12 protein-coding genes and 1 tRNA gene are annotated in these 12,591 nt (G+C 61.7%); 5 read left to right on the forward strand and 8 right to left on the reverse strand.

Translation table 11 applies throughout. The annotated features are described in order from the left end of the window. Positions 1 to 36: 36 nt before the first annotated feature. Positions 37 to 2,955, forward strand: coding sequence for a DUF2339 domain-containing protein (locus O2N64_RS02535; RefSeq protein ID WP_271078722.1), 2,919 nt, complete (start codon positions 37 to 39; stop codon positions 2,953 to 2,955). A gap of 10 nt (positions 2,956 to 2,965) precedes the next feature. Here O2N64_RS02535 and O2N64_RS02540 read toward each other — a convergent pair whose 3' ends face one another. The 3 genes from O2N64_RS02540 to rplK form a co-directional block, all read right to left on the reverse strand. Then, positions 2,966 to 3,169 carry a hypothetical protein gene (locus tag O2N64_RS02540; RefSeq protein WP_271078723.1) on the reverse strand — a complete coding sequence of 68 codons (204 nt, stop codon included), beginning with the start codon at positions 3,167 to 3,169 and terminating at the stop codon, positions 2,966 to 2,968. 253 nt (positions 3,170 to 3,422) lie between these two features. Beyond that, entirely contained in the window at positions 3,423 to 4,112 is a 690-nt protein-coding gene (gene rplA, locus O2N64_RS02545; protein ID WP_271078724.1) for a 50S ribosomal protein L1, read from the reverse strand. A 4-nt stretch (positions 4,113 to 4,116) separates the two neighbouring features. After that, positions 4,117 to 4,548, reverse strand: a complete 432-nt coding sequence (gene rplK, locus O2N64_RS02550; protein ID WP_197920406.1) for a 50S ribosomal protein L11 — start codon at positions 4,546 to 4,548, stop codon at positions 4,117 to 4,119. A gap of 470 nt (positions 4,549 to 5,018) precedes the next feature. On the opposite strand from rplK, the gene O2N64_RS02555 reads away from it, so the two are divergent. The 3 genes from O2N64_RS02555 (at position 5,019) to O2N64_RS02565 (ending at position 8,103) form a co-directional block, all read left to right on the forward strand. Next, positions 5,019 to 5,786 (forward strand): CPBP family intramembrane glutamic endopeptidase, encoded by a 768-nt coding sequence (locus tag O2N64_RS02555; protein ID WP_271078725.1) that lies wholly within the window; start codon positions 5,019 to 5,021, stop codon positions 5,784 to 5,786. Between the two features lie 40 nt (positions 5,787 to 5,826). Then, on the forward strand, positions 5,827 to 6,645 hold the full coding sequence (locus tag O2N64_RS02560; RefSeq protein ID WP_271078726.1) for a LytR/AlgR family response regulator transcription factor: 819 nt from the start codon (positions 5,827 to 5,829) through the stop codon (positions 6,643 to 6,645). Between the two features lie 111 nt (positions 6,646 to 6,756). Beyond that, positions 6,757 to 8,103, forward strand: a complete 1,347-nt coding sequence (locus tag O2N64_RS02565) for an amidohydrolase family protein (RefSeq protein ID WP_271078727.1) — start codon at positions 6,757 to 6,759, stop codon at positions 8,101 to 8,103. A 9-nt stretch (positions 8,104 to 8,112) separates the two neighbouring features. Here O2N64_RS02565 and nusG read toward each other — a convergent pair whose 3' ends face one another. Next, positions 8,113 to 8,652, reverse strand: a complete 540-nt coding sequence (nusG, locus tag O2N64_RS02570; protein WP_271078728.1) for a transcription termination/antitermination protein NusG — start codon at positions 8,650 to 8,652, stop codon at positions 8,113 to 8,115. A gap of 45 nt (positions 8,653 to 8,697) precedes the next feature. Then, positions 8,698 to 8,910 (reverse strand): preprotein translocase subunit SecE, encoded by a 213-nt coding sequence (secE, locus tag O2N64_RS02575; protein WP_197920401.1) that lies wholly within the window; start codon positions 8,908 to 8,910, stop codon positions 8,698 to 8,700. A 291-nt stretch (positions 8,911 to 9,201) separates the two neighbouring features. Between secE and O2N64_RS02580 the strand changes: the two genes are divergently transcribed. Beyond that, entirely contained in the window at positions 9,202 to 10,737 is a 1,536-nt protein-coding gene (locus tag O2N64_RS02580; RefSeq protein ID WP_271078729.1) for an alanine/glycine:cation symporter family protein, read from the forward strand. A 100-nt stretch (positions 10,738 to 10,837) separates the two neighbouring features. Here the strand turns inward: O2N64_RS02580 and O2N64_RS02585 are convergent, their stop codons facing one another. The 3 genes from O2N64_RS02585 to O2N64_RS02595 all read right to left on the reverse strand — a co-directional run bounded on the left by O2N64_RS02585 (position 10,838) and on the right by O2N64_RS02595 (position 12,550). After that, positions 10,838 to 10,984: a hypothetical protein gene (locus tag O2N64_RS02585; RefSeq protein ID WP_271078730.1), complete on the reverse strand. Its 147-nt coding sequence runs from the start codon at positions 10,982 to 10,984 to the stop codon at positions 10,838 to 10,840. Positions 10,985 to 11,058: 74 nt separating this feature from the next. After that, the gene (locus tag O2N64_RS02590) at positions 11,059 to 12,213 is read right to left on the reverse strand and encodes a glycosyltransferase family 87 protein (protein WP_271078731.1); all 1,155 of its coding nucleotides are present in this window, start codon (positions 12,211 to 12,213) and stop codon (positions 11,059 to 11,061) included. Positions 12,214 to 12,474: 261 nt separating this feature from the next. Continuing rightward, positions 12,475 to 12,550: transfer RNA gene (locus tag O2N64_RS02595), tRNA-Trp, on the reverse strand. Positions 12,551 to 12,591: the final 41 nt, after the last annotated feature.

Consider the following 12,591-nt stretch of genomic DNA (forward strand, 5'->3'; position numbering starts at 1 on the left):
CGGCGTTAGTCTCGATCTTTCGGGGGTCGTAGCATCGTGGAATGGCTGATCATTATCGGACTGTGCGTGGTCGTCGCGCTCATGTTCACACGGCTGCAGGCGCTTGAGGCGCGCATGCAGCGGATTGAGCGCTTCGACTATTCTGACCTGCCCGAACTGATTGACGAGCCGCAAAAGCTGGACGGTCCCACAACTGTCGTGCCGGAGGAGCCACGCGGGACGATTGCCCGAACTGCGCCTATCGCAGCGCCAATCAGTGATGAGCTACCGCCACAAGCCGAGCCAGAGGCGGAGGCCGTTCCGGAGCCGGAGCTTTTCCATTCGGAGGAGCCGCGCAGCAATATCGACTTCCGCCTGCCGAAGCTCGATTTCGAGGACATTTTTGGGCGCAAATTGCCAATCTGGGCAGGTGGCATCGCGCTGGCTGTCGGCGGGATCTTCCTCGTTCGCTATTCGATTGAAGCGGGTCTGCTTGGCCCGCAAGTACGCGTTGCGCTGAGCTTTGTGTTCGGCTTCCTGCTGCTTGCCGGGGCGGAAGCCGCTTACCGATTTGAAGAGCGCATAAACGATCCGCGCGTGCGACAGGCCCTGGCAGGCGCGGGCATCGCGACGCTTTACGCTGCGTTCTACCTTGCTGGCGCGCAATACGGATTGATCGGCCCCGGTGTGGCCTTTGGCGGACTGGCACTGGTGACGGCAGGAGCGCTGGCGCTGTCCTTCCGCTTTGGATTGCCGACAGCTGTATTGGGCTTGGTTGGCGGCTTTGCGACGCCCATGCTGGTCGCGAGCGAGGATGCCAATCTGCCGGTCCTCGCCTTCTATCTCGCACTGCTGACTGCGGGCCTCGCATTGACCGCGCGGCGGCTCGGCTATCGCTGGCTGGGTGCATCGGCGCTGGCGGGCGGGTTTGGCTGGGGGATCCTGATGCTCTTCGGCCAATCCACCGAGCCGAGCGATCATCTGGCAATCGGCCTTTATCTGCTGGCGCTGGGTGCAGCGGTGCCGCTGATCCTCGGGCGCGCGATTGAGCTGCCCTTCATGCGGATGGTGGCGGGCGCGATCGCCACTCTCCAACTCGCAGCGCTCGTGGCACTGGCAGAGTTCTCCATGCTGACATGGGGCCTCTACATGCTGCTGGCGGCTGCCCTTGCCATCCTCAGCTGGGGTGAGGATCGTTTGCGCGCGGCCAATGCCATGGCCCTGGGACTGGGCGTGGTGCTGCTCTTCATCTGGCCCGATGCGCCGCCCGAGGAGTTCGCGCGGATCACCCAGGCGCTTGCAGTGATCGGCCTCGGCTTTCCGTTGTCGCTGGTGTGGAGTAACCGCGCGACCCCGCTGGAGCTGGCGCAATTGAGCCTTGGCGCGGTAGGCCTTGGCTGGGCTAACCACGCCCGCTTTGCCATTCCCTTTGTCGACGCGTTCCAGCCGTGGCTGGCCACGACCCTGATCCTGCTTGCAGCTGCGGCGGCGCTGGGTGCGGGGCGGCTCTGGATGAAGGACAGCACGCTTTCCCGCCTTATCGCTCTTCCCGTGGCTGCCGCTGCCATCCTGACCTACGGCGCAGTCCACGCGCTGTTGCCCGAATGGTCCGAAGTCATCGGCGCTGCCGCCATTGCGCTTGCCATCGCCGAGCTGCTGAGAAGGCGGCGCGATGTGCCTCTGGCTGGCGTAGCCTGGGGAGCTGCGGTACTGGCTCTCTTCACCTTGATCGGGACAGGCCTGACCGGGCGCGAGCTTTCCTATGCGATCGGCGATGCCTATGGCGAACGCGATCTGGGGCAGGCGATCATCCGCTGGAGCGCCGCCGCCCTTCCCTTTGCTGCGCTCGCCTACCTCGAATGGCGGCGTATACCCATGCGCATTGCCGAGGTCGCCCTTGTCCTGACGGCCTATGTCGCGCTCTCCCAATTCGTGCCTGCCGAGCTGCTCGCTTGGACTTGCGCGCTGGCGGCGGCGGCGGCGCTGTGGTTCCTGCCGCAGCGCACCGGCCTCTGGACTACGCCGCTCAGCTTGGCCTTCCTGTGGACCCTGATCCCTATGGGCGAATGGGCGACCCATGCACTCGGCGCGGTGGGCGGCGTGCCGATGCTTGTCGGTGACGTCCCCTCACCAGAGGATACGCTGCTATACGTTCTGCCTTTCGCTGCCGCCTGCGCCTTCGCTGTGTGGCGCGTGGCAGACCGGATGTGGCTCCGCCGTGCGCTCATCATGCTCGCAGCCTTCAGTGCCGCAGTGGTCGTGCATTCGCTCTGGAAGCAGGTCTTCGCCATCGACAGTGACGACGCCTTCACACAAGTGGGAATGGCCGAGCGCACTCTCTGGCAGGCTCTCCTGATTGGCTCCGGTATCGCGCTCCTTCGCTGGCAAGCGGGTTGGCGCAGAATAGGCGTAGGTTTGCTTATCGCAGGCCTCGGCCATTTCGCCTGGTTCACGCTGATGCTGCACAATCCGCTGTGGAGCGAGCAGGCGGTCGGCGCATGGCCTATCTTCAACTGGCTTGCCCCTGCCTATCTGGTCGCCGGTGTCGGCACGTGGTGGCTGTCCCGGCAAGGAGACGGCGCGATGCAGGCGCGCTTCCGGCAGCTGGGCGATGCGGTCATCATGGCGCTGATCCTATTGTGGGCCTTGAGCGAACTCCGCCACGCCTTTGCGGGCAGCTTGTTGACATCCATGCCGATGAGCCAGACCGAGGACCTGCTGCGCTCACTGACCGGCATCGTCTTGGCAATGGCTTTCCTTATGTGGGGATCGCGCAGGGATCAGCGGCGCTGGCGCATCGGATCGCTGGTCCTGATGGTGCTCGCGGTGTTCAAGGTGTTCCTGCTGGATACTGCTGGACTCGACGGCTATCTCCGCGCCGCCAGCTTTATCGCTCTCGGCTTCAGCCTGATCGGTATCGGTTGGTTCTACTCCAAGCAATTGTCAGGCCGGAGTGCTGACCCGGCGGAAACCTAGCGGCGTCCTCTTACGAGTTGCGCATCTCGCGCGTGTTCTGCTCGGCCTTGCGATAGGTCGCGTCGCTCGCGCGCTTGTTGCTCACATAGCCGTAGATAATCACACCCAGCAGGGCGAGCGCGCCTGCGCCTGCTGCGATGCGTGTGTCGGTCCAAAGGGCGAGGCCGGTGATAAAGGCGGCAATCGCGACGAGGGCGATAAGGGTCTTATTCATGATACGTCCTTTCACCCTGTCAACGCGCGGCGTGGCTGATCTATCCGTGCGCGACCTACGGCAAAAGGGCCGTGGAATCGCTCCCACGGCCCTTTCAGACGGCTTTCCCAACCTTGTAGGAAAGCGTTTTCTGTAGCTTGGCAGGCCAAACGGAGCCGCGAGGTTCCGCAAGGCCGACTGGCCGCCCGCAGCGGGGTCAGCTTGCCTGACCGCCTAGCGAGGACGTCCGCGCGGATGCGCGGACGCAAGCCAATCAGGCTCCTTCGATCTCACCAAGATCGACCTTCAGGCCCGGGCCCATGGTCGAGGTCAGCGAGACCTTCTTGACGTATTTGCCCTTCGCGCCCGACGGCTTCGCTTTCACGATAGCCTGCGTCAGAGCGGTGAAGTTCTTCTTCAGGTCTTCATCCTTGAAGGAGAGCTTGCCGATGCCCGAGTGGATGATGCCCATCTTCTCGACGCGGAATTCGACCTGGCCGCCCTTGGCGTCCTTCACGGCCTGTTCCACATTCGGGGTGACGGTGCCCAGCTTCGGGTTCGGCATCAGACCCTTGGGGCCCAGCACCTTACCGAGGCGGCCGACAACGCCCATCATGTCCGGCGTGGCGATCACGCGGTCATAATCGAGATTGCCGTTCTGCATGTCTTCCATCAGGTCTTCGGCGCCAACCTTGTCGGCACCGGCGGCTTCTGCCTTTTCGGCATTCTCACCACGTGCGAACACGGCGACCTTCACGTCCTTGCCCGTGCCACCCGGCAGCGAGACCATGCCGCGGACCATCTGGTCTGCGTGACGCGGATCGACGCCGAGGTTCATGGCGACTTCGACGGTCTCGTCGAAATTGCCCTTGTGCTCACGCAGCGTCGCGATGGCTTCGTCTACGGTGTAGAGCTTCTCACGGTCGAGTTCAGCGACCTTCTGCTGCTTCTTTGTCTGTGCCATGGTTTCAGCCCTCCACCACTTCGATGCCCATCGAGCGGGCGGAACCGGCGATGATCTTGGTCGCCTGGTCGATGTCGTTGGCGTTCAGATCAGCCATCTTGGCTTCGGCGATCTCGGCCAGCTGGCTGGTCTTGATCGAGCCGATGATGTCCTTGCCGGGCTCTTTCGAACCCGATTTGATCTTCATCGCCTTCTTGATCATGTAGCTTGCCGGCGGCGTCTTCGTTACGAAGGTAAAGCTGCGGTCGGCATAGACGGTGATCTTCGTGGGGATCGGCGCGCCTTTTTCCATGTCCTGCGTAGCGGCGTTGAAAGCCTTGCAGAATTCCATGATGTTCACGCCGCGCTGGCCCAATGCAGGGCCGATGGGGGGCGATGGGTTGGCGGTGCCGGCGGGCACCTGAAGGTTGATGTAACCTTCGATCTTCTTGGCCATGATGGCCTCCTTTTCTCACTGTTCCCCGCAGTCGAAACTGCGGAGTCATGTTAAGCGGTCGAACGGCTTGCCAGGGCGAGCCTCCCGCACGGGTTTCCCGATACTGTGAACGAGAGAGCGCGCACTTAGCGATTTTGGCGGCAAATGCAAGCGATTCGCCCTCTGATCCGTCCTGTGGCAGGCCGCAGGGTGTGACAGGTGTGACAGTGTCCAAAGCGGAAAATCCGGAGCGGCCGGAATGGCGCAATTCTGCGGTTTGCGGTGCTTTCGGAGAAAACGGGACCAGTTGCAGAGAAGTGCGCATCATGCCTTCGTCCGACCACATGCCACGCCTGTAGGAAAGCACGACTGTCCTCTTGTGCCGGAGCCTTTCCCGCGCGAAAGCGATTATGACGGGCAGCAAGGGGTCTATGATGAATCAGTCGGCAGATGTTTTCAGAGATGAACCAGGGTCGCCAACGCGCAGCTCTGTGACTTTCCCGCCGCCAGCTATTGAGAAAATCGGCTGGGGTCTGCTGCTGGCGCAAATCATCACGGTGGGAGTTATCTATATCGTCGGCAGCACCCTGCCCGCGCTGCCCGCCGTCTTCGCCCATTTCGCCAGCGGAGCCGAAGGCGAGCCCGTGCTCGGCTCCTTCACCGTGTGGTCCACGGTCATCGTCGGCATGGCGCTCGGCCTGATGGTCGCGTTCCTGTGGCTGCGGCGCGAGGCGCGCGTGCTCGACGCATGGACGCTGACCTCGCCTCCGGGCGGCTGGGGCAAGGCGCTCGGCTGGGCGGCAGTGGGAACTGCCGTGATTTTCCTGATCTTCGGCCTCGGCGGAGCAGCGGTGGAAGCGCTTGGCCTCGACTCGCCCGATGCCAGCATGGTGCTCGATCTGATAACCGAGAGCCCGGTGATCTTCGCGCTATGGATCGTCGGCGTGGCGTGGCTGGCGGCGGGCACGGGCGAAGAGTTGCTGTATCGCGGTTTCCTGATGGACCGCCTCGCCCGCTTATCGGGCCTGCGCGGCAAACCCTGGCTCGTCATCGTGATCCAGGCCGCCCTGTTCGGCCTACCACACGCCTATCAGGGCTGGGGCGGCGTGCTGGTGACCGGCGCTGTCGGCCTGTTCCTCGGCTGGCTGCGCATGCAGCAGAAAGGCAATCTGTGGGCCTGCATCATCGCCCACGCCGCCGTAGACACGATCGCCATGGGCCTGTTCTACGCAGAAGCGATGGGGTGGATTGCGGTCTGAGGCTGGAAGCGGTAGCGCTGATCGCGTAATCCTCACTCCCATGCGATCGCTCATCATCGATGCCAGGACCGGATCTGTCAGAGCCAGCACTTGGGTGGTCGCCGGTGCCGCCCTGCTATTCACCGCCTACGTTCTCGTCTTCGCGCTGACCACGGGGGACGATTTGCGGGACAACGCCCGCGATGCAGTAGTGAACACGCTGCCGGCCATTCTATTGGCGCTCTTGTTCCACGCGGTTTTGAAAACGCAAATCTGGCCGCGCTCTCTCCCCATTCGGCTCGCGTCGCAAATCCCCTTGGCGCTGCTTTTCGCCTCATCGTGGTATCTGACAATCTTGCTGATGCAGGGCCTGCAATCGGGCTGGATGCAGTCGGGGATTGCGATCCGCCCCTTCGTGCCGATCGCCTTTGTCTGGCAAATGTTTCAGGGTGTGACACTTTACGCCGTGATTGCGCTGGGCAGTTTGAGCTGGTGGCTTTCCCTCAGGCTCGCGCTTGAGACTGGGGCTACCGAAGAAGAGGCTAGACCGCCAACTCCAAAGACCCTGCTGTTGCGCAACGGCAAAGAAAGCGAAGCGGTCTCGATTGACGACTTAGTGAGGATTTCTGGTGCGGGCGATTACAGCGAAGTCGTGCTCCGCACCCGACGGGTGATGTCCACATCCCCGCTGACGTATTTTCAGAAGCGCCTGCCCGAAGCCGAATTCCTCCGCGTGCACCGATCGCATATTGTGCGGCTCGGCGCGGTGGAACGGTCCGAGCCGGGCGGCAATGGCCGCGCAATACTACACCTCGTGAATGGGGACAGTATAACCAGCAGCCGCTCGGGCGCGCAGGCCTTGCGAAAACGCGTGCTCTAATTCCGCGATCGATGTCGATTGGCGTCTCCCACATGTCGGTTGGCGGATTTTTTCCTTCCGAACCAAGAGATCGGGCGACAACGGGCGATGACCCCGTTTCCGGAGATTTTGATGTTTCGACTGTCTGCCGCCTTTGCTGCTTCTGCCATCCTCCTTTTCCAACCCGCCCTCGCGCAGGACTCTACGTCAATCGCATTTGACGATGTGCGGGTACTGACCATGCAGGATGGAGCCATTATCGAAGACGGCTATGTGATCATCGAAGGCAGTCGGATTGCTGCGCTGGGCGAAGGCGCGCTGCCTGCCGATTTTGCAGGCCACGTGATTGATGGCGATGGCGCGACATTGATGCCGGGCCTCTCCGACATGCATGTGCATTGGTATGAGACCGACATGGGCGCGATGTTCCTTGCCAATGGCATTACGCGTGTCCGCAATTTGACGGGGAGCGTCTGGGTGCTGCGACGCAATCAGGCGGCGCTCGATGGCACGCTGATCGCACCCCGCGTCGATACCAGCGGCCCGATCATCGATGGCGGTGAAGGTTTCCCGAATGATTTCTTCGTGAGGGCGCGCAATGCGGATCAGGCCGTGGGTGCGGTGCGCAGCCAGGCGCGCAGCAGCTATGATGCGGTGAAGCTCTACTCCAACCTCTCGGAAGAGGCTTATCGCGCAGCTTTTGCCGAGGCACGCGCAAACGATATGCAGGTTTACAGCCACGTTCCGGACAGCATGACGCTTGGCGATTTGCTTGAACTGGGGGTCGACAGCATAGAGCATCTCGATGGCTTTGCCATCGCCCTGGCTCGCGACGGTTTCAGCACCGAGCGCGATAATGCGTGGCCCGAATATTGGGCCAACATGGATGAAAGCCTGATGGATGAGTGGATCGAGCGCACGATTGCTGCCAATACATGGGTCGTGCCGACGCTCGCGATCACTTACGGCCGCATCGCCTCTGCCGATCCCGACGCTTATTTCGCGCGGCCCGAAGCCGCCCTGTTGCCAAGCTGGGCTAGCAGCTGGCGCGGCAACATCGAGCGTTTCGACCTCAACCGCCGCTATTTCGAAGCGCAGCTCGCCAATAAGGGGCGATTCTCGCTGGAGCTATATCGCGCTGGCGGCGGTGTGCTGATCGGCACCGATGCGCCCAATCCCTTCGTCACGCCGGGCTATTCGATCCATGACGAACTGGCCGGCTTTGCAGCTGCCGGATTCACGAATGAAGAAGTGCTCTATATAGCCACGGCGGAAGCCGCGCGGTTTTCCGGCGAGGAAGGGCGAGCTGGCGTAGTCGCGGAAGGCGCAGTTGCCGATCTCATACTTCTAGGCGGCGATCCGCTAACGGATCTGGACGCGCTGCGCGACCTGCGCGGGGCCATGGTGAATGGCCATTGGCACGATCGCGCTGCGATCGACGCAGCGCTGGACGCGCGAGCACGGCGACTCGCGCAGTAAAGCGAATGCTTACTTGACCAGTTCGACCTGGTCGAAATCCAGTTCCACCGGCGTTGCGCGGCCGAAGATCGAGACGCTGACCTTGACCTTCGCCTTGTCGAAATCGAGCTCTTCGACTTCGCCGTTGAAGCTGGCGAAGGGGCCTTCCAGCACCTTGACCTGATCGCCGATTTCGTAATCGACGTGAATGTCTTTCTTCGGCGCGGCCTTGGCTTCTTCGACACCGCCGAAATAACGTGCGGCTTCCTTCTCGGAAATCGCCTGCGGCTTGTTGCCGGCGCCAAGGAAGCCCGTCACCTTCGGGGTGTTCTTCACAAGGTGATAGACGTCATCGGTCATATTGAGCTTGGCGAGGACATAGCCGGGCATGAACTTGCGTTCGACCTGTACCTTCTTGCCGCGCTTGATCTCGGTGACGGTTTCGGTGGGGACTTCCACCTCTTCCACGCCTTCGGACAGGCCGAGGCGTTCGGCTTCGGAAAGGATCGCGTCGCGCACCTTGTTCTCGAAACCGGAATAGGCGTGAATGATGTACCAGCGGGCTGCCATAATAGTCCCTTTTCCCTCAATAATCCTGTTGGCGCGTGTCTGCGATCAAAGCAGGTCGAGCAGCGATTGCACGACCCAGCCGAACAGCGAATCAACGCCGAGGAAGAACAGCGAGAGGATCACCACGAGGATGAACACGAAGATCGCGGTGCGGATGGTTTCCTCACGCGTCGGCCAGACGACCTTGCTCATTTCCGAGCGCACCTGGCGCACGAATTCGCCGGGGCTGGTTTTCTTCTTCGGTGTTGGTTCGGCCATGATGGCGCTCTTTCCGCTGTTCAAAAACTGTTCGCGCCTTCCGGGTAAGGCTCCGCGCCGCCCCGGGCTAGGTCCGGGAGGGGCTCGATGCTTTACCAATGTCGGAAGACGATTGGCTATCTAGGCGCGTCTCCACACCTTGGCAAGAGTGCGAATTGGGGTGCGATACGGGAAATTGCCAGCAAAACCGGTGCAAATTCGCGCCACTATGCAGATGGGGGCTAGGCAGGGCTGCTCGCCGCCGATAGCAAGGCGCCAATATTTTTGAGGGACGCAAGGGGAATTTCGCAAATGTCAGCGCAGGACGCACCGGTCACTTTGGTAGACCGGGTCACAAATGTTTCCGATTTTATCTGGGGCGGTACATGGAACGGCGAAGTCCTTCCGTGGCTTTCCATTGGCGACCAGCCGATCCCGCCCATGACGCTGATCCTGCTGGGCATCGGCATGTGGATCATGATCGGCCTGCGCTTCTACCCCATCATCAAGCTGGGCAGTGCTTTCAAGGGACTGTTCACCAGCCGCAAGGGCCAGGGCGATGGCGAGATTTCGCCTTTCGCTGCGCTCTCCACCGCATTGTCCGGTCAGGTCGGCACGGGTAACCTTGCCGGTGTCGCGACTGCCATCGCGCTTGGCGGCCCGGGCGCGATTTTCTGGATGTGGATCACCGCTCTTGTCGGCATGGCGCTGGCTTTTGCCGAGGGTTCGCTCGCCATTCGCTACCGTGAGAAGACCTCGGACGGCGTCTATCGCGGCGGCCCGATGACCTACATCATGATGGGCCTCGGCAAGAAATGGACCTGGCTCGCGATTTTCTTCTGTATCGGTACGCTCTTTTCTGCGCTGGTCACAGGCAACTCGATCCAGGCAAACGCGATTGCAGACGGCATGAATGAGCTGTTCGGCATCGAAGAATGGCTGGGCGGCGCAATCACTGCGATTCTCGTATTCATCGTGATTATCGGCGGCATCAAGTCGATCGGTTCGGTCGCTGAGAAGATCATTCCGTTCATGGCAGCAAGCTACATCGTCATGGCGGTGATCGCGCTGATCCTCAATTTCAGTGACCTGCCGGCGACCTTTGGCCTGATCTTCCATGGCGCATTCAATCCGCAGGCGGCAACCGGCGGCTTCGCCGGTGCGGCAATTATGCTGGCCATCCGCGCCGGAGTGGCGCGAGGCCTGTTCTCGAACGAGGCAGGGCAAGGTTCCACCCCGATCGCTCACGCCGTTGCGCAGACGAACGACCCGCAGCAGCAGGGCCGCATGGCGATGCTCGGCACGTTCATTGACACGATCGTCATCTGCACCATGACGGCGCTGGTCATGCTGACGGTGGAAGGCAATTTCACCGCCGGCGAAGAGGCTGTGCGCCACGCATGGAATTCGGACCTTGAAGGCTTCGCCATGACCAGCGGTGCCTTTGCTGCCGCTTTCCCGTTCGAAGTCTTCAGCGTTCCCATTGGCACGCTGATCGCCTCGCTCGCGCTGATCCTGTTCGTGTTCACTACTCTCCTGACCTGGAGCTATTACGGCGAACGCGCGATCACCTTCATCTACGACCGCGTGCCGGGCTCGACTCGCGGCGGCGAGAAGGTGCTGCACATGATCTGGCGCGTGCTGTGGTGCGTTGTGATCTATCTCGGCTCCACTCTGGACCTCACGCTGGTGTGGCGCATGGGCGATATTTCCAACGCCGCGATGGCGCTGCCCAACCTGCTGGCACTCGCATTGCTGTCTGGCGTGGTATTCAAGCTGGCCCAGGGCCAGAAGGATGCCGGCCCCACACACACGGCTGAGACGCCTGAGGAGCCGAATGAATATTAGGACGGCCGCGCCTCGCTAGGCGCAGCTCGCAGCTCAAATGAAAAGGGCCGGAACGCCTTACCCGCGTTCCGGCCCTTTTTCTGTGTTTGGTTGAAGACTGTTAGTAACGACCGAGCATGCGATCGAGCCAGCTGGGTTCTTCCATTGGCAGGATCTTGCCGCGCGAAATCGTCGGTCGGTTCAGTCTCTCGTTGGACATCGGTTCGTTCCAGGCATCGCGCCTGCCCGATCTAAAAATTCTGCGCATATAAGCCTCCGTAAAAGCCCATCCGCGAGAACAATGCCTAAGGATTACGGAAGGTTCCTGCTACTCGTCAGAGATCAGTTTCTGCCGCCGCGCGACCAGATCAGCCACACCAGCGCCAGTGATGCGAGCGGCATAAGGTTTACTCCCAGCGGCAAAGCGGCCGCACGCGTCGCGTAGGGAGCGAGAAACAGCAGGACCAGACCGAGCTTCTCGAAGTCTCGAAAACCTTGGCGCAGACCTTCATGCACCAGCCACAGGATCGGCAGGATGAGAAAAGGCAGATCGTAATTGAAAAGGTATGGCGAGGTGAGCGCAGTCGCTGCCAGCACCAGCGCGCCGCTCGCCAACGGATCGCCGCCAAAACGCTTCCATGAGAGGAAAGCGAGCACGATCATCACCAGCGCCACCGCCGCATTGACCGCCAGGGCGATCGGTACCGGCACGAACAAACGTAGCTGGCTGTAAAGCGTGGCCATGCGCAGGTAGAACTCAGGATCCTCCGCGCGCATGATCGCAGCGCTCGCATTCCAGCTGTCGGCATAGGTCACCATCGTGGCCGTGCCGAAGGTCATCCAGCTTAGCAGCAATAGGCCAATCGCGCTCGCCGCCGCAGCGAAGAAAGCGCGCCACTGCTGTGCTCCGGCAAGCCAGAAGGGAATGAGGATCGCCAGATGTGGCTTGATCACCAATGCGCCGATCAGCGCGCCCGCCAGCAATGGCCTCTGGCCAAGCGATGCAACGGCACCCACCAACAACGCACCCGTCAGGAGGCCAGTCTGCGCGTGTCCTGCCGCGAGCAGAGCACCGGGGAAAACCAGCACGATGGGCCACAAGCGCGGGAACGCCTTGATGCCCGCCCATGCCCACAGCGCGAAAGTGACCACCACCCAAGCGATCCATGCCAGCGGAAATGGCAGCGCTCCAAAGGGAGCTGCGGCAAACAGGAAAGGTGGCGGGTTGACGAAAGCAAACCACCCCTCGCTGCCCGTCCCGGTCTGCACCTGCTCCTGAGCGACAAGATGATACGCCAGCGCCGGATCGCCGCCCACGGTCAGATGCCCTGCGCCCCAGAAGGCGAGGAAATCGGTCCCATCCGGCCCCATGGCTTTGAGGTACGAATTTACCAGCAAAGCGAGCGAAGCAATTCCAAGGATGACCGCATAGCCGCGCACCCTCTCAGGCGTCAGCCAGTCGGACTGGCGGATATGTTGTAGAAGTGGCGCGGTCATTCGGAGAGGATTAGCGCATTCTCGTTAAGATGGAATCCCGCCTAGGTTGCCCCTCCACCATCCTCCGGATGGTCCCCCTCCCCGTCACGGGGAGGATTTCGCGCATCGCGAACTAGCGAACGAAAAACGTGAGCGAAGCGAGGGCAAGCGCGAACGCGCGCCCGCAGCCGCCCCGCAGAGAGGCGCAGCCGACAGAAGGGATTCAGGCGAGGATAGCCTAAGGGAGCGGATGCGACCGCCGGCGCTTGAGGCTAAAAGAATTGGCAGGGGTGACAGGATTCGAACCCGTGGCCCTCGGTTTTGGAGACCGATGCTCTACCAGCTGAGCTACACCCCTGCATTCAGGAGCGCCGCCTCTAGTATGCGAATTGCGCAATG

Source organism: Aurantiacibacter sp. MUD61, from assembly GCF_027912455.1.
Lineage (GTDB): Bacteria > Pseudomonadota > Alphaproteobacteria > Sphingomonadales > Sphingomonadaceae > Alteraurantiacibacter.